This window comes from Telluria sp. PB2R4 (genome assembly GCF_059685695.1).
Window position 1 is genome coordinate 370139 of the sequence record NZ_JCASIC010000001.1, and the last position, 17475, is coordinate 387613.

14 protein-coding genes are annotated in these 17475 nt (G+C 67.7%); 9 read left to right on the forward strand and 5 right to left on the reverse strand.

The features are described from left to right. Nucleotides 1-61 precede the first annotated feature (61 nt). Together AC56LU_RS01535 and AC56LU_RS01540 are read right to left on the reverse strand one after the other, a co-directional pair. The gene (locus AC56LU_RS01535) at nucleotides 62-1057 is read right to left on the reverse strand and encodes a FecR family protein (RefSeq protein ID WP_497173825.1); all 996 of its coding nucleotides are present in this window, start codon (nucleotides 1055-1057) and stop codon (nucleotides 62-64) included. After that, nucleotides 1044-1640, reverse strand: coding sequence for an RNA polymerase sigma factor (locus tag AC56LU_RS01540; protein WP_497173826.1), 597 nt, complete (start codon nucleotides 1638-1640; stop codon nucleotides 1044-1046). Before AC56LU_RS01540 ends, AC56LU_RS01535 begins: the two co-directional genes overlap by 14 nt. Before the next feature lie 189 nt (nucleotides 1641-1829). Between AC56LU_RS01540 and AC56LU_RS01545 the strand changes: the two genes are divergently transcribed. The 7 genes from AC56LU_RS01545 (at nucleotide 1830) to AC56LU_RS01575 (ending at nucleotide 11859) form a co-directional block, all read left to right on the forward strand. After that, complete coding sequence (locus tag AC56LU_RS01545) at nucleotides 1830-5198, forward strand: DUF4450 domain-containing protein (RefSeq protein WP_497173827.1); 3369 nt, start codon at nucleotides 1830-1832, stop codon at nucleotides 5196-5198. Between the two features lie 113 nt (nucleotides 5199-5311). Next, a complete protein-coding gene (locus AC56LU_RS01550; RefSeq protein ID WP_497173828.1) occupies nucleotides 5312-5680 on the forward strand; it encodes a DUF4398 domain-containing protein in 369 nt (122 codons plus the stop codon). A 24-nt stretch (nucleotides 5681-5704) separates the two neighbouring features. Continuing rightward, entirely contained in the window at nucleotides 5705-6562 is an 858-nt protein-coding gene (locus AC56LU_RS01555; RefSeq protein WP_497173829.1) for an OmpA family protein, read from the forward strand. Between the two features lie 29 nt (nucleotides 6563-6591). Continuing rightward, nucleotides 6592-7470 (forward strand): SMP-30/gluconolactonase/LRE family protein, encoded by an 879-nt coding sequence (locus AC56LU_RS01560; RefSeq protein WP_497173830.1) that lies wholly within the window; start codon nucleotides 6592-6594, stop codon nucleotides 7468-7470. Between the two features lie 86 nt (nucleotides 7471-7556). Then, nucleotides 7557-9002, forward strand: coding sequence for an NAD-dependent succinate-semialdehyde dehydrogenase (locus AC56LU_RS01565; RefSeq protein WP_497173831.1), 1446 nt, complete (start codon nucleotides 7557-7559; stop codon nucleotides 9000-9002). A gap of 75 nt (nucleotides 9003-9077) precedes the next feature. Then, complete coding sequence (locus AC56LU_RS01570; protein ID WP_497173832.1) at nucleotides 9078-10448, forward strand: MBL fold metallo-hydrolase; 1371 nt, start codon at nucleotides 9078-9080, stop codon at nucleotides 10446-10448. A gap of 94 nt (nucleotides 10449-10542) precedes the next feature. Further along, nucleotides 10543-11859, forward strand: coding sequence for an MFS transporter (locus AC56LU_RS01575; protein WP_497173833.1), 1317 nt, complete (start codon nucleotides 10543-10545; stop codon nucleotides 11857-11859). A gap of 17 nt (nucleotides 11860-11876) precedes the next feature. Here AC56LU_RS01575 and AC56LU_RS01580 read toward each other — a convergent pair whose 3' ends face one another. Further along, nucleotides 11877-12536 (reverse strand): trimeric intracellular cation channel family protein, encoded by a 660-nt coding sequence (locus tag AC56LU_RS01580; RefSeq protein ID WP_497173834.1) that lies wholly within the window; start codon nucleotides 12534-12536, stop codon nucleotides 11877-11879. 172 nt (nucleotides 12537-12708) lie between these two features. Then, a complete protein-coding gene (locus AC56LU_RS01585; RefSeq protein ID WP_497173835.1) occupies nucleotides 12709-13827 on the reverse strand; it encodes an alpha/beta fold hydrolase in 1119 nt (372 codons plus the stop codon). A 146-nt stretch (nucleotides 13828-13973) separates the two neighbouring features. Here AC56LU_RS01585 and AC56LU_RS01590 point away from each other — a divergent pair, with 146 nt between their 5' ends. Then, entirely contained in the window at nucleotides 13974-14342 is a 369-nt protein-coding gene (locus tag AC56LU_RS01590; RefSeq protein ID WP_497173836.1) for a DUF2784 domain-containing protein, read from the forward strand. A 52-nt stretch (nucleotides 14343-14394) separates the two neighbouring features. Here AC56LU_RS01590 and zwf read toward each other — a convergent pair whose 3' ends face one another. Beyond that, nucleotides 14395-15861 (reverse strand): glucose-6-phosphate dehydrogenase, encoded by a 1467-nt coding sequence (zwf, locus tag AC56LU_RS01595; RefSeq protein ID WP_497173837.1) that lies wholly within the window; start codon nucleotides 15859-15861, stop codon nucleotides 14395-14397. A gap of 457 nt (nucleotides 15862-16318) precedes the next feature. Here zwf and AC56LU_RS01600 point away from each other — a divergent pair, with 457 nt between their 5' ends. Next, nucleotides 16319-17458 (forward strand): MBL fold metallo-hydrolase, encoded by a 1140-nt coding sequence (locus tag AC56LU_RS01600; protein WP_497173838.1) that lies wholly within the window; start codon nucleotides 16319-16321, stop codon nucleotides 17456-17458. Nucleotides 17459-17475: the final 17 nt, after the last annotated feature.

Genomic DNA, 17475 nt, shown 5'->3' on the forward strand with positions numbered 1-17475 from the left:
TGAAAAAATCCGGATGCGCCTTTGCAGGCGGTCCGGATCGTGGGCAGGCGGGCGGCCAGGATCAGATCCCGTCCACACCCTCGCCGGTCTTGCGGCCGATGAAAATCGTGTCCGCCGTGATGGCGATCGGCACATCCAGCACCGTGCTGACATCCTGCGCGAACAGTTCGGGGGCATCCAGCTTGTACTGGCCGAACAGGCGCTTGTCCCTGAGCGCGGCATCGACGATGACGATGGTCTTCGGGCTGTAGCGGTTGAAATCGGCCACCGCGTCATTGAGGGTCTGGTTCTTCAGAATCACTTTGCCTTCTCTCCATGCCAGTTTGCGGTTGACTTCGACCGGTTGGCGGCTCACGGAGATCGTGCTCGCGTCCTGCGCCAGGAAGGCGCGGTCGCCGCCGGTCAAGAAGCGCCGCTGCGCGTCCCGGCCCTTGCCCCAGACCTCGACCTTGCCTTCGGTGACCAGCACCTCGGTGCCGTTCGCGAAGCGCCGCACCGAAAACGCGGTGCCCACCGCCTTGATGCGCGCCTCGCCGGCTTCGACCACGAAGGGCTTGGTCTTGTCCTTGGCCACTTCGAACCAGGCTTCGCCCTTGCGCAGGTTGACCGTGCGCTGGCTCTTGGTGAACGCGACTTCGATCTGGCTGCCGCTGTTGATCGTGGCGACCGACTTGTCCTGCAAGGGCACCTTGCGGAACTCGCCTTTCGCGGTCGTCAGGACCTGGTCGTCGCGCAGGGCGGAAACGCCCAGGGTGCCGATTGCCGCCACCAGGCAGGCAGCCATGGCGCCGTATCTGAGCCTACCCTGCAGCGAGCCTCGCAGCCACCCGCGCCGGCTCGCCGGCTGCACGCTCGCCGCAGGCTGCCTGGTCTCCAGCGGTTGCGGGCCCGTGGCCAGGTTGATCGCATTGTAGATCGCCATGGCGCGCGCGTAGGCGCCCTGGTGCCGCACGTCGGCCGCCCACCATGCGTCGAATTGCGCGCTTTCAGGCGCGCTCAGGCCGCGCGCAAACTTGCGCGCCACCCACTCGAAGGCTTCGTTATCAATCGTTGACATTGCTTCTCTTGTTGCCGCTCTTGTTGGTACGTTTCCTCGGGATCGATGTGGCGTCGCCGGTGTCCTGGCTCAAGCCGTGCCTGGCAATCATTTCCGACATCAGGCGCATCCCTTTCATCATTTCGTGTTCCACCACGCCGTCGGTCAGTCCCAGGCTGTCCGCCGTTTCCTGCTGCGACAGGCCGTGGATCCTGCGGGCCCGGAACACGGCCTTGCAGCGGTCCGGCAGCTGGCCGACCAGCCCGATCACCCATTTCAGCTCCGAGCGGGCAAAGACGACCCGTTCCGGGGAGGGCGCCGAATCCGCGATGTCCAGGTCTTCGAGATTGGCCATGGCCTCGATCCTGACGACCGCGTCGCGCTTGATGCGGTCGAGGACCAGGTTTTTCGCCGTGCGAAAAACGAAGGGTTTCGGGTCGCGTATGCCGTCCAGGGTGGCCATCGACAGGATCCGGTAACAGGTTTCCTGCACGACGTCGTCGATTTCCGCGGGGCCGCTGCAGACGCGGCGCAGCATCCGGCGTAGTTCGGCCTCGTGCGGCAGAAAATGTATTGTCAGCCAATCAACTACTTCAGTATCCATAGCTCGCCTGTTCATGCTCCACCCTTGTTAAGACGAGCCTGAAAAGTTTTTCCTCAAGATAGTGGAGTTTATTTTTTACTTACTCAAGCCGATGAGAATTTCCGGCCCAAGGAGGATTGTTGGAGACGCGTTCTTTATATTATCTGCCGGAATAACGCTGGAAAGACGATCAATATGAAGAACTGTTGCATGCCGGTTTTGGCCGCGACTCTGCCCGCAGCCTTGCTCGCGGCGCTCGGGACGATGGTCGCAGGCGCGCCGGCGGCTGCGGCCGAGACCTACAAGCCGGGTGTCGCGGTGGCGCGCCCGAACCTCGCCGGCGAGGTGGCGCGTCCGCTGCGCTACCGGCCCGAGGGCGAGGATTTCGTCATCGAGAATGGCGCCGAGTTCTTCAACCGGCCCCTGTATGGCGGCAATACCGGCTTTCGCGTCGATGGCGGCGACCGGCCGGAGTTCTCGCTCTACCTGCCGGGACGGGGCGGCAACCTCCGCCTCGGCGTCAAGACCGCGGCTGGCGTGGTCTGGCTGCACGCGGCGCGCGGCATCGTGGCGCGCTACCGTCCGGGCGAACTGCACTACGAGATCGCCGATCCGCTGCTTGGCGCGGGCGGGCGCATCCACCTGGCCGCCATCGCCTACGCCGACAGCGAGGGGCTCGGCATCCAGGTGCGCGGCCAGTCGCTGCCGGATTCAAGCGAGCTGGTCTTCGCCTTCGCTCCCGGCAACGGCGCACTGGGCCGCCGCGGCGGCGACATCGGCACCGAAACGGTCCCGATCAGCGAGTATTTCCAGTTTGCGCCGACGGATGCGAAGGGCAGCAGCGTCAACCTGCACGCGCAGGGTTTCACCGTGGCGACCGACAAGGCAGCCATCACGGCGACGGCGGCGCAGCAGGTCGCGGTGCACCGTGCCGACGCCGCCAGGTGGGACGACCTGGGCGCCTTGCTGGTGCCAGGCGCCGGCCGCGATGGCCAGGTCGCCGTGGGCCGCCTGCGGCTGGCGCATGAACCGGTGCACCTGGCCTTCCAGGTCACCCGGAACCAGAAGGCGGCGGAACTGGCGGTGTACCGCGAGGCAGGCAGCACCCTGGATTCCCGTCCGACCTCGGCGCCCGACCTCACGCCCGCCTTCCGTCCGGACGAACTGGCCGCGCGCTTCGCCCAGGCCGGCGCCCACTTCGCGCAGTTGCGCGGCCGGGTGCGCATCGATACGCCGGACCCCTACATCGACGCGGCCATGGGGGCGCTCAATGTCGCCGCGGATGCGGTCTGGGACGAAGAGCAGGGCGCCATCATGCATGGCGCGATCGCCTGGCGCACCAAGCTGCTCGGCTGGCGCGGGCCGTACGCGCTCGATGCGCTGGGCTGGCACGAACGCGCGCGCCGCAACTTCGACGAATGGACCGCGCGCCAGAACACCGCGCCCATTCCCGCGCGCCTGCCGCCCGCCGACCGCGACGCCAACCTGGCGCGCAACGAGGCCGGGCTGCACAGCAACGGCGACATGAGCCGCTCGCACTACGACATGAACATCGGCTTCATCGACGCGCTGCTGCGCCACCTGCTGTGGACCGGTGACCGTGCCTATGCCAGCGCCGTGTGGCCGGTGCTGGAGCGCCACCTGGCCTGGGAGCGGCGCCTGTTCCGGCGCGAGGTCGGTCCAGGCAAGCTGCCGCTGTACGAGGGCTATGCCGCGATCTGGGCCAGCGACGACTTGTACTACAACGGCGGCGGCGCCACCCATACATCGGCCTACAACGCCTGGCACAACCACATGGCCGCCCGGATTGCCGCCCTGATCGGCAAGGACCCGGCGCCGTACCAGGCGGAGGCCGATCGGATCCGGCGCGCCATGCGCAACTACCTGTGGATGCCGGCGCGCGGCGCCTTCGCCGAATACCGCGACCTGCTCGGCGGCCAGCTGCTGCACCCCAGCTACGGCCTGTGGAGCTACTACCATGCCCTCGACTCGGAGGTGCCTGGCCGCCTGGACGGCGCGCGCATGGTGCTCGACCTCGAGCGGCAGCGCCGGTCAATCCCGATCCAGGGACTTGGCGTGCCCGCCGACCGGCCCTACCGGGTGCTGCCCAGCACCGACTGGATGCCGTATTCCTGGTCGATCAACAACGTGGTGATGGGCGAGGTGCTGCACACTGCGCTCGCCACCTGGCAGGCGGGGCGCGTCGATACCGCCTTCGAGCTGGCCAAGGGGGCGCTGCTGGCCAGCCTGTACATGGGTATCTCGCCGGGGAACATCGGCAGCATGAACTATCTCGACGTCTATCGCCGCGAGGCCCAGCGCGATTTCGCCGACGGCTCGGGCGTGATGGCGCGCGCCCTGGTGGAAGGGCTGTTCGGCGTGCGGCCGGATGCACTCAGTGGCACGCTGCGCGTGCGCCCCGGCTTCCCGCGCGAATGGGGCCATGCGAGCCTGCGGCATCCGGGCGTATCGGTGGCGTTCCGCCGCGACGGGGCGGACGAGCGCTGGACCGTCGAGCAGCCGGCCGCGGTGTTCGGGCGCCTGGTGCTGGAACTGCCGGCGGCGCGCGAGGAGGTGGCGGCGGTGCTGGCGGACGGCCGGCCGGTGCGCTGGAGCGCAGGCGCCGACGAAGCGTTTGCGCCGCGCCTGCGCGTCGAATTGCCGTTCGGGCGCAAGCTCGAACTCACGATCCGCTGGCGCGGGCGGCCGGTCGGCACGCATGCGCAGGCGGTGGCGCCGGCTCGCGACGGTCTGCGCCGCATGAAGCAGGGCGCCTTCACGTGGTGGCAGGCGCCGGAAGCGCCGCAGGCTGTTGCCGAGGCGGCGTGCCGCCCCCAGGCGGCGGCCTGGACCCTGGGCGCCACGGTCACGCCGCGCCACGTCGACCTGACGCCCTGGTTCAACGACCGCGTCACCGAACTCTTCAAACCCGGCAAGTACCTTGGGCCGCGCTCCCCCTACGTGTCGCTGTCGCTGCCGGCGCAAGGCATCGGCGCCTGGGCCGGGCACGTCAACGCCATGCCCGCCATCGACGATGCCGGCCTGCGCGCCCTTGGCGGTACCCTGCGCCTGCCCAAGGGCCTGAGCTTTGCCACGCCCGCCGGCCCGCAGGCCGCCAACGTGCTGTTCACCTCGCAGTGGGACAACTATCCGAAGCAGGGCGTGATTCCGCTGCAGGGCAAGGCCGGGCGCATGTTCCTCTTGATGGCCGGCTCCAGCAACGCCATGCAGAGCCGGATCGACAACGGCGAGGTGCTCGTCACCTATCTCGATGGCACCCAGGACCGCCTGGCCCTGCACAATCCGGTCAGCTGGTGGCCGATCGAGCAGGATTACCTGGTCGACGATTACCAGTTCCCGTATTGCGGCCGCCTGCCGGTGCGGGTCGACTTGAAGACGGCCAGGGTAAGGGTGCTGGATCCGGCGACGTTGCCGCAGGCGCTGCAGGGGAAGATCGACGGCGGCTCGGCCACCGTGCTCGAGATGGCCCTCGACCGCCGCAAATCCTTGAAGAGCATCGCGCTGCGCACGCTGGCCAACGATGTCGTGATCGGCCTGATGGGGGTAACGCTCGACTGAGCGGCGCCGCCCGAACGGGTGAGCTCGAAGCGTCGTCCCTTGGTCCAATTGAGGCGCCGTCCTTTTTTGATGATGATGGAAATCCGAGACCGAGAATTCTGCGGAGGTACCACATGATGCTCCCTCATCGTTTCCATCAACCGGCCAGGGCGCTGGCGGCATGCGCGCTGCTGGCCTTGTCCGGCTGTGCGAGCAAGGAACTGAACCGCCAGCTCGCCAACACGCGCGAAGCCGTCGACCAGGCGCAGATTGCGGGCGCGGCCGAAGTCGCGCCTGCCGAGTTCCAGGCCGCGAGCGACAAGCTGCAGCTTGCCGAGACCGCCGCCAACGACCGGAAGAAGAAGGAGGCGATGCGCCTGGCCGAGCAAGCACAGGTCGACGCCAACCTGGCGCGCGCCAGGACCGATTCGGCCCAGGCCAGCGTGGCTGCCGCCGAAATGGCGAAGAGCAACCGCATCTTGAGCGGGGCGTACAACCGCTAACCCGATAACCAGCAGAGGTGAGTGATGAAACACATGATCCATTCGACCACCGGTGTGCTGCTTGCCGGGCTGATCGCGACAGGCTGTTCGACCGCGCCGCCGGCCGACAAGGTGGCGGCCGCGGATGCCGCGCTCGGCGCTGCCGCGCAGGCGGTCAACCAGGCTTCAGGCAACCCGCATGTAGCCAAATATGCATCGAGCGAACTGGAGCGCGCCAACACCTCGCTCGAGAAGGCGAAGGAAGCCTGGGAGCGCAAGGAAGACTTGCCGGACACCACGCAATTCGCCTACATCGCCAAGCAGCGCGCGGCAACGGCCGAAGAACTGGCCAACGCCCGCGCCGCGGAAGAGGCGGTGACGCTGGCGGCCCTGGAACGCGACCGTGCCGTGCAGGTCGCGGCCGCGCAAGCGCCCGCACGCCGGGCCGGTGACCCGGCCGCCCAGCCACCACGTGCCCAGCAGATAGCGCAGGCGGCCGCGGGATTCGCGGTCGGCTCGGCCAGGCTCCCGGCCACGGCCAGCCCCTTGCTCGACGGCGTGGTCAGCAACCTCAAGGAACATCCCGATCGCGTGATCGTGATCGCGGGCCATGCGGACAACACCGGCAATGCCCGCTACAACGACGCGCTGGCCATAAAACGTGCCGAGGCTGTGCGCACCGCCCTGCTCAAGCGCGGCGTCGATCCGGCGCGGATCGCGATCCGCTCCTTCGGCGAATCCAATCCGGTGGCGAGCAACGACAATGTCGCCGGGCGCCAGGAGAACCGGCGTGTGGATGCGATCATTACCGAGGCGGACCCGCAAATGGTGGGATCGACGCAAGGCCGGACCTCGACCACGCAGAGCGGCAGCGACGAACCCAAGAAGAAACCGAAGCGTTGAGGCAGGGCCGGCGGCGCTACAATGCGCCCATGGTCAAGTCGATAACACCTCAATGCATCTGGGACGTGGGCGCCCACCTGGGCGAGGGCGCGCTCTGGCATGCGGCCACGCGCTCGGTCTATTTCGTCGACATCAAGGGCCGGCGCATCCACCGCTGCGCGGCAGACGGCAACGGGCGACGCAGCTGGGACGCTCCGGGCCAGCCCGGCTTCGTCGTTCCGGCCAGCGACGGCAGCCTGGTGTGTGCGCTGGAAGACGGCCTGTATCGCTTCAGCGAGGCGAGTGGCGCGTTCACGCCCCTGCGCACGATCGAGGATGCGCTGCCGGGCAACCGTTTCAATGACGGCCACGTGGATGGCTCCGGCAACCTGTGGTTCGGTTCGATGGACGATGGCCAGGTCCAGCCCTCCGGCGCCCTGTACCGGCTCGACCGGCATGGCGTCCTGGCGCGCCTTGATGACGGCTACGTCATCACCAACGGCCCGGCCATCAGCCCGGACGGCAAGACGCTGTACCACACCGATACGCCCCTGCGCCGCGTCTACGCCTTCGACCTGCGCCCGGACGGCTTCCTGGCCGCCAAGCGCGTGTTCCTGCAACTGCCGGAAGGCAGCCGGCCGGACGGCATGGCGGTGGACGCGGAGGGCCACCTGTGGATCGCCCTGTTCGGCGCCGGGCGTATCGAGCGCTATACGGCGGCGGGGCGGCTGGTCGACAGCGTGCGCTTCCCCTGCACGAACATCACCAAGCTGGCCTTTGGCGGAGACGACCTGTGCACCGCCTATGTCACCACGGCCTGGAAGGGGCTGTCGTTGGCGCAGCGTGCCGAGCAGCCGCTGGCAGGCGCGCTGTTCGCGTTCCGGGTCGCTACGCCGGGCTTGCCGCCTGCGGTGTTCAGGCTCGATTGAGCGCGATAGGTGCTCAGCCTGCACGGCACCCGAACTAGGGTTATCATCATGTTTTGCGATTCACCCAACACAGGACTAGAGGCTCCATGACGACTTCCAGCTACCCAGACACCCGACTCCTCATCGCCAACGAATGGCAAGACGCCACGGGCGGCAAGACGATCCCGGTGGTGAATCCCGCCACCGGCCAGCCGATCGGCAGCGTCGCCCACGCCAGCATCGCCGACCTGGACCGCGCCCTGGCCGCCGCCCAGAAGGGCTTCGAGACCTGGCGCGCCGTGCCGGCCGCCGAGCGCGCCGCCACCATGCGCCGCGCCGCCAACCTGCTGCGCGAGCGCGCCGGCGACATCGCGCGCCTGCTGACCCAGGAGCAGGGCAAGCCGCTGGCCGAAGCGAAGATGGAAGCCATGGCCGGCGCCGAGATCATCGACTGGTTCGCCGCCGAAGGCATGCGCGTCTATGGCCGCATCGTCCCGTCGCGCAATCCGGCCGCCCAGCAGCTGGTGCTGAAGGAGCCGGTCGGCCCGGTTGCCGCCTTCACGCCGTGGAACTTCCCGATCAACCAGATCGTCCGCAAGCTGGCCGCGGCCCTCGCGACCGGCTGTTCGTTCCTGTGCAAGGCGCCTGAAGAGACCCCGGCTTCGCCGGCCGCGCTGTTCCAGTGCTTCGTCGACGCCGGCGTGCCGCCGGGCGTGGTGGGCCTGGTGTTCGGCGACCCGGCCGAGATTTCCGCCTACCTGATCCCGCATCCGGTCATCCGCAAGGTCACCTTCACCGGCTCGACCCCGGTCGGCAAGCAGCTGGCCGCCCTGGCCGGCGCTCACATGAAGCGCGCGACCATGGAGCTGGGCGGCCACGCGCCGGTGATCATCGCCGAGGACGCCGACGTGGCGCTCGCGGTGAAGGCCGCCGGCGCCGCCAAGTTCCGCAATGCCGGCCAGGTGTGCATCTCGCCGACCCGCTTCCTGGTGCACAACGCGATCAAGGACGAATTCACCCGCGCGCTGGTGGCGCACGCCGAAGGCCTCAAGATCGGCGACGGCCTGGCGGAAGGCACGACCCTGGGGCCGCTGGCCAACCCGCGCCGCCTGACGGCGATGGCGCAGGTGGTCGAGGATGCGCGCGCCAAGGGCGCGACCGTCGCCTTTGGCGGCCACCGCGTCGGCGACGCCGGCAACTTCTTCGCGCCGACCATCCTGGCCGACGTGCCGCTGGAGGCGAGCGTGTTCAACGACGAGCCTTTCGGTCCGGTGGCGGGCATCCGCGGCTTCGACAGCCTGGAAGACGCCATCGCCGAAGCCAACCGCCTGCCGTACGGCCTGGCCGGCTACGCTTTCACCCGCTCGATCAAGAACGCCCAGCTCCTGATGAACCGCGTGGAAGTGGGCATGCTGTGGATTAACCAGCCGGCCACCCCGAGCGCCGAGCTGCCGTTCGGCGGCATCAAGGATTCGGGCTACGGCTCGGAAGGCGGCCCGGAGGCGCTGGAGTCCTACCTGAACACCAAGGCGGTGTCGATGGTCGGCGTGTAAGGCTGGACCTTGTTCGAAGGCCCCTGGTTTCGCCAGGGGCTTTTTTATTTGTTGAATGTTCTATGAGGGGCGCGCGTGGACCAGACTGGCCTGACCATATCGAGAATCCTGCATGCGGGGTATGTGTTCGCGTGCGAGGATAGCCGGATCGCGTTCGACACGATCTTCGAGAATCCCTTCAGCCGCAATTGCCACGCCTTTCCCGACGTGCGCTTCGACGAGGCGGCGATCCGCACCGAGCGCTTCGATGCGGTGTTCATCTCGCACTTCCACGACGACCACTGCTCGCTCGAGAGCCTGGACCTGCTGGCGCGCGACACCCCGCTGTATATCTACTGCGTGTTCGACGAGCTGTTCGATATGGTGCGCCAACTGGGCTTTACCGGCGTACACCGCCTGCAGCTGAATGTGCCGGTGGAGGTCGGGCCGTTCCAGGTGATTCCGCGCGAGGCCATGGATGCGGATGTCGATTCGATGTTCCAGGTGAAGGCCGGCGGGATGAACGTGCTGAACGTGGTCGACTCCTGGATCGACGACGGCACGCTGGCCCAGCTGGTACGTGAAGGCCCGTGGGACATGGTGTTGTGGCCGTTCCAGACCATGCGCGAGATCGAGGTGCTGGCGCCGACCCGTGCCGCCGCCTCGGACTCCTCCTTGCCCTCGCTGCCGGAAGAATGGATCGCCCAGCTCCGGGCGCTCGACCCGCGCTACGTGGTGCCGAGCTCCTGCCAGTTCCGGCAGGAGCCGTGGTCCTGGTATAAGCGCGCTTTTTTCCCGATCTCGTACGCCCGGTTCGCGCAGGAAGTCGGGGCGGCGCTGCCGCGGGCGCAGGTCGTGCGCCTGGATCCCTCGGTGTCGGTGCGGCTGGGTGCCGGCGGGCTGCAGCCTGCGGCGCCCCTGGCCTGGGTCATCCCGGTCGGCGAGCAGGATGTGGATTATGCCTACCAAGGCAATGCGGCTCCCCCGCCGACGGCGGACATCGCACGCCACTTCGCGCCGCTCACGCAAGCCCAGGCCGCACGCGTGATGCACTATTGCGCGGTGCAGCTGCCGCAGAAGTATGCGGAGATGGAGGACGAGTCGGAATATTTCGACCAGCCCCGCGTCTGGCAGCTTTCGGTGTATGACGATGCGGGTGCGGTACAGTGTTTCCGCTACCGCCTGGAGCCCGGCCGGGCCGGGCTGGCCGACGCCGACGCCGGCCCCCTCGGATGGACCACGGAGATCCCGGCCGCCAAGCTGTATGCGGCGCTGGAGCTGGGCGAGTCGCTCACCTCAATGTACATGCGCATCAACGAGGCCCGCTTCGAACCAAGGGTGGAAGCGGCGCTCGCGCAGGCAGACGTGGTCGACGATCCCCTGATCCGCTGCCTGTTCAGCGACAGTTTCGGCGCCTACCAGGCGGCCCAGCTACGCCGCCTTCTCGCGCGCCAGGCCGCAAACTGATCCAGTTCATGCGTGCTTGTGTATTCCAATGCACTGTTGGTCGCAGTTCTTTCCTTCAAACTAAGGCTCAAGGCGAATTGTTGAGGAGAAAAGGATGTCGGGTCCGGGCGCGACGGTAGAGCAGGCAATCCAGGTCGCGGGTGTGGGCCGCTTCCAGTATCGCCTGTTCGCCATTTTCGGGCTGGTCTGGATGGCCGACGCGATGCAGGTGCTGTCGATCGGCTTCAGTGCGCCCTCCATCGCCAGGACCTTCGGGGTCACGCTGCCCGAGGCACTGCAGACCGGCACCTGGTTCTTCGTCGGCATGCTGGTCGGCGCCTTCGCCTTCGGCCGCCTGGCCGACCGCATCGGGCGCCGGCCGGTCTTGATGACGGCAGTGCTGCTCGACGCCTGCTTCGGCGTGGCGTCGAGCTTCGCGCCCGACCTGGGCTGGCTGCTGGTGCTGCGCTTCCTCACCGGCATCGGCGTGGGCGGCACGCTGCCGGTGGATTACACGATGATGGCCGAATTCCTGCCCAGCGACCGGCGCGGCCGCTGGCTGGTGCTGCTCGAATCCTTCTGGGCGGTCGGCACCATCCTGCTGGCGATCCTGGCCCTGGTGGCGCTGCGCTCCGGAGACGACGCCTGGCGCGTGATCTTCCTGGTCACCGGGCTGCCGGCCCTGGTCGGCGTGGTGCTGCGCCTGTTCGTACCGGAGTCGCCCATGTACCTGAACCGCAGCGGCAAGGGCGAGCAGGCGCGCGCCGTGCTGGCGCGCGTGGCGAAGGTGAACGGGCGCCAGGTGGAGATCCCCGCACTGCAGCCCGATACCGCGCCCGGGCAGCCGCTGGGCGCGCTGTTCGCCGGGCCGCTGCGCCGCCGCAGCCTGGCTTTGCTGGTGGCCTGGATGCTGATCTCGGTCGCCTATTACGGCGTGTTCGTCTACCTGCCGGTCAAACTGGGCAGCGAGGGCTTCGGTTTCATGCGCGGCCAGGAATTTTTGATCCTGCTGGCGCTGGTGCAGCTGCCCGGGTTTGCGCTGGCGGCTTATGGCGTGGAGCGCTGGGGCCGCAAGCCGACCCTGGTCGGTTTCCTGTTGTTGAGCGCCGCAGGCTGCATGGCCTACAGCCTGGGCAACGCCACCTGGCTGGTGGTCGGGTCGACCCTGTTGATGAGTTTCGCGATGCTGGGCACCTGGGGCGCGCTCTACGCGTTCACGCCCGAGGTGTATCCGACCGACCTGCGCGCCAGCGGGATGGGACTGGCGGGGGCGGTGGCGCGCTTCGGCGGCCTGTTTGCTCCAAGCATCGTGGCGCCGGTGATGGCGACGCACTTCACGCTGGCGCTGGCGATGCTCGCAGGCTTTCTCCTGATCGGGGCGGTGGCGATCGGGTGCGTCGACGTGGAGTCGCGCAGGCGCGCGCTTGACTAAGCCATGCGCCGCAAGGCTCAGCGGTACTCGCCGCGCTTCTGGTCGCCGGTCTCGTCCTCGGCGTGCTCGGCGTGGCTGGCGGTAGGCAGGTGCCAGCCGAAACGGATCGCGGCCAGGCGCAGGCCGAAGCACAGGGCCGCGCCGGCGCAGGCAGTCGCGGTGGTGGGTAGTTGCAGGGCGTCGCCGGCCACCACGACCCCGGCCCCCGCCAGGGCGGCCACGGCATAGATGTCGGAGCGGAATACGGCGGGCACCTCGTTGAGCAGCACATCGCGCGCGACGCCGCCGCCGATGCCGGTCAGCATGCCGAGCAGGGCGGCAGCCCACGGCTCCATGCCGAACACCAGGGCCTTCTGGGCGCCGGCCACGCAGAACAGCGCCAGGCCGGCGCCGTCGAAGATGAGCACCGCGTTGCGCAGCCGGTTGATGATGGGATACCAGAAGAAGATGAGCAGGCCGGCCAGGATCGACACCGCCAGGTAGCGCCAGTCGCTGATCGCGGCCGGCGGCGTGGCGCCGATCAGGAGGTCGCGCACGATGCCGCCCGAATTGGCGGCGACGAACGACAGGACCAGCACGCCGAAGATGTCGAGCCGGCGCCGGGCGCCGGCGGTGGCGCCGCTGAGGGCGAACACGAAGGTGCCGATCAGGTCGAGCGTCAGCACCAGGGTTTTCATGGCGGCTCCCATGTCGAGAGCGAGTACGGCAAACACGGCAATCCTTGATTGAATGTGGGCGGGGAACGCCCGGCATGGTACCGCAGATGGCGGCATGCTGCCGCCGGCGGTCGAGCCCGTCAATCAAGTCTAGCGCATGTGCTCGCGCTGGCCAGCCTGGCGCCGGTCCCTGTCAGCTGGGCATGTCGTCCAGCCAGCGGAAGATTTCTGGCCAGATGCGCGTGTGCGCGCTGTTCCCGACCAGCACGCCCACGTGCTGCAGGTTCACGCCGATGTCGCCTGTGTAGTGCAGCAGGCATTTGCGTGCGCTCCCTGCTGCTTCATGGAAGGGACGCAGGGCAGCCTCCGGGATGACCTTGCTGCGCGGATCGATGACGCTGACCAGCGGCGCGCGCAGGTCTTGCGGGCCGATGTTGCGTCCGCCGATGTTCAGCGTGCCCTGCATGAATTCGTCGTTGCGGTAGAGCTGCTCGACCAGTTCGGTGAACAGCCGGCCCGGCAGGGCGAACTCGTCGTGGGTCCAGCGCTCCACGCGCATGTGGGTCGTCATGGCCTGCGGGTTGCCGAGCGACTGGTAACGGTCCAGGATGCGTTCCCACTGGAAGGCTTGCGGCTCGGCGATCGCGCTCATCAGGTTCAGGAATGCCCCCGGCACCTGGCGGAAGGCGTCCGCGATCGGGCGCGCATGCGGGGTCGAGTCGATCAGCGGCGTGAAGCAGCAGGAACGCTTTTCGAAGTGCAGCGGCGATTCGAGCAGGATCGTCGCCTCGACCTGCCCGGGGTGCAGGCAGCTGTAGATGGCCGCCAGGATGCCGCCCAGCGAATGGCCGGCGACGGTGAGTGTTTCCTTGCCGCTGTCGGCGGCGATGGCGCGCTGGCAGGCGGACAGCAGGCGGTCGCCGTAGTCGTCGAGGCCGAAATCGGCCTCATTGCCGTCGTCGTCGGCGCCTTTGTCGGGCAGCGGCGTCCACTCGGCCTGGTAGACCTGGTAGCCCTGTTCCATGAAGCGCCGCACCACACTGATCTCGGGCGCCAGGTCCCAGATGTAGGAGCGCTTGATGGGCGCCGGAACGAGCAGCACCGTGCGGCCGCCGGCGTCGCCACCGAAGCGGCGCAGGTTCAGGCCCGGTTCGCTGTGGAGGATGGTGAATGGTGTTTCTTGCGGGCCGTAGCCGACGCGCTCCAACAGCTTGCCGCGCGCCTGGCGGCTGCGGTCCATGTTCCTGAGCGCGTTCGCGGTGAGGGTTGCGAACGAGGGCAGTGCAAAAAAGGGCGGGGTCGGTGCGTACATGAGGATTTTCAGGCTCATCGGGTTTGGAGACGGACTACTTTACGCTGCCCGGGACCCCGCTTCAATCGTGCACGGGTCAAATGGCGTGCGTATTTGCGCCGTATTAAACTGGCGGCAAGGATCGTTTCTTGAAGGACCTTTCAAGCATGCTGATTCGTTTCCTCGCCGATGCCGTATTGCTCGTGCACCTGGCGTTCATCGTGTTCGTCGTGTTCGGCGCGCTGCTGGTGGCGCGCTGGCCGCGCCTGCTGCCGCTGCACCTGGCCGCGGCGGCCTGGGGCGTCGGCATCGAAGTGCTGGGCGCCATCTGCCCGCTGACCCATGTGGAGAACCGCATGCGCGCGCTTGCGGGCGAATCCGGCTATGGCGGCGGCTTCATCGACCATTATCTGTTGCCGTTGATCTATCCTGGGGAGATGACGCGCGGGCTGCAATATGGGCTTGCTGCCGGTGTGCTCATCATCAACGCCGTACTCTATGCCTGGATCTTTCAAAGACGGCGCATGCTCCCGTAGGGTGGTCGGCTCACTGCCGACCGCGGGTTCAGCTCCGGCACCCTACGGAGTGTCACTCCACCCAGGCGAAGCCGTCGCGCGCCAGCAGCGCGAAGGACTCCGCCGGTCCCCAGGAACCGGCCGCATACGGATGCGGCTTTTCGCCCAGCGTGCCCCAGCCTTCGATGATCGGGTCGGCCCAGGCCCAGGCCGCTTCGAGTTCGTCGCGGCGCATGAAGTGGGTCAGGCGGCCGCGCACGACGTCGATCAACAGGCGCTCGTAGGCTTCGGCGCGGCGCTGCTGGAAGGCCGACTGCAGGTCGAGGTTCAAGGCCACCTGCTGCATCTGCATGCCGCTGCCGGGTTCCTTGGCCATGATCTGCAGCTTGATCGCTTCTTCGGGCTGCAGCTCGATCACCAGGCGGTTGGCGACGCCGCCCGGCGCGCCGGGGAACAGCGGGAAGGGCGGATTGGCGAACTCGACCACGATCTTGGAGGAGCGGCGCGCCATGCGCTTGCCGGTGCGCAGGTAGAACGGCACCTTGGACCAGCGCCAGGTGTCGATGTGGGCGCGCAGGGCGACGAAGGTCTCGGTCTTGCTGTCCGCGGGGACGTTCTTTTCCTCCATGTAACCGTTCACTTCCTGGTTACCGCTGACGCCGTGCACGTATTGCCCGCGCACCGTATCGCGCGCAATATCAGCCAGGCTGAAGCGGCGCAGCGAGCGCAGCACCTTCAGCTTTTCGTCGCGCACCGCGTCCGGCGACAGCGAGGTCGGCGGTTCCATGGCGACGATGCACAGCAGCTGCAGCAAGTGATTCTGCACCATGTCGCGCATGGCGCCGGTGCTGTCGTAGAAGCCGGCGCGGCTACCGACGCCGACTTCCTCGGCCACCGTGATCTGCACGCTGGAGATGTTCGGTGCACGCCACAACGGTTCCAGGATCGAGTTGCCGAAGCGCAGCACCATCAGGTTCTGCACGGTCTCCTTGCCCAGGTAATGGTCGATGCGATAGATCTGCGATTCGGCGAAATGCTTGCCGACCGCTTCGTTGATGTCGATGGCGGAGGCGAGGTCGTGCCCCAGCGGCTTTTCCAGTACCACCCGGGACTGGGCGTCGACCAGGCCGGCGCTTGCCAGCTTGTCGCAGATGGTGGTGAACAGGGCCGGCGCGGTGGACAGGTAGAACACGCGCTGCGCACCCGGATGCGCGGCCCTGGCCAGGGCGCCGAAGTCGGGCGCCTGCTGGACGTCGAGCAGGACGTACTCGAGCAGCTGCAGGAAGCCGTCCCAGGTCTTGTCGTTGAAGTTGTTGCTGGCGATGAAGGAGCGCGAGTTGGCTTCGACATGGGCGAGATAGGCGTCGCGGCCGAGTTCCTGGCGCCCGGTCGAAATGATACGGGTCTGGGCCGGCAGGTTGCCGTGCAGGTAGGCCATGTAGAGCGCCGGCAGGAGCTTGCGCATCGCCAGGTCGCCCATGCCCCCGAAGATGATCATGTCGAGGGGGAGACCGGTATCAGTGTCTGTCGAAGAAGTCATATCGCTAGCCAAATAAGTGGCTACCAGGGTAGCCGGATAAGTGAAAGAGTCGCGCCGAGGCCGGGCTGGTCCGCCGTCGCCGCCCCTGATACGGTAGCAGAACGACAGCAGATGCGCACGAGACGTCCCGCTTGTGGCCAGACGGGAGCACCCGGGGCGCGGATAGGCCGCGGGCGCCGCCAGCGTGTGCGCTGGGTCCAATAGCTTACATGCTGGGCAATAATTAGGAAATGACAAAATACGCCGAATGGCTCGCGTCCAGGACGTGATGGACCGGTTGCCGAGCTGCCGCGGTTTGGCAGGGTGGCGGCATGTGCAAATAATATTTGCATCTTCGTCAATCCATGCGAATATTATTTTCGTCACGCGCCCTGTGCCCGACACTCTATCGGCAGCGCCGGCCGTGCTTGCCATGCCTTGCCTTATACTGGCCGCTTTCCACCGTCCAGCATCCTCCATGCACCATCCTGCCCGCATTGCCGTGCTCAGTGCCGTCCTTGCCGCCGCCGCGCTCGCCGGCTGCGCGAACGTCAATCCGTACTACGACGCCGGCAAGCCGCACCACCGGCCAGAAGGTTTCGCCAACAACTATCCACCCAACCCGGCCTACCAGCGCCCCAAGGCCGGCTTCTTCGAAGGCTGGGCCGGGCGCATCAAGAACTGGACGTCGGATGGCGCCGAGCGCGCCCCGCTGGCGCCGGTCGGAACGGTGCGGCCCGACCTGGCCTGGCTGCACGCGAACAAGGCCGAGCCGGCCCTGACCTGGATCGGCCACGCGTCTTTCCTGCTGCAGACCGGCAACGGGGTGAACATCCTCACCGACCCGGTCTTCGACGAGCGTGCCTCGCCCGTATCGTTCGCCGGCCCGAAACGGCTGCAGCCGCCCGGCCTGGCACTGGACGAGCTGCCGCACATCGATGCAGTGCTCATCAGCCATTCGCACTACGACCACCTGTCGCTCGATTCGCTGCGCGCCCTGTACCGCCAGAAGGGCGGGCCGCCGATGCTGCTCGCTCCACTCGGCATCGACCTGTGGCTGGCGAAGCATGTCACCGATGGCGACCGCTCGCGCATCACCCGGCTCGACTGGTGGGACAAGGCCAGCCTGCGCGGCCTGGAACTGCAGTTGCTGCCGGTGCACCATTGGTCGGCGCGCGGCCTGTACGACCGCAACCAGACCCTGTGGGGCGCGTGGGCGGTAACGCGGCCGGGCTTCTCGTTCTTTTTCTCGGGCGACCTCGGCTATTCGAAGGACATCCAGGACATCGCCGCGCGCTTCGCGGGCGGCTTCGACCTGGCGGCGATCGGCATCGGCGCCTACCAGCCGGTCTGGTACCGCAATTCGCACGTCAGTCCGGACGAAGCCGTGCGCATGCACCGCGAACTGCGCGTGCGGCACAGCGTCGGCATGCACTGGGGCACCTTCCCGATGGGCCAGGAGCGTATCGACCAGGCCCCGCGCGACCTGGCCACGGCGCGCCAGGCGCAGGGCGTGTCGGAGGAGGCTTTCCGCGTGCTGCGCATCGGCGAGACGCTGCGGGTGCCGCCGCGCGCCGCCGCCGGCAGCCCGGCTGCGACAGGCGCGCCAGCCCCCTGAGTGGGCGCGCGGGCGCG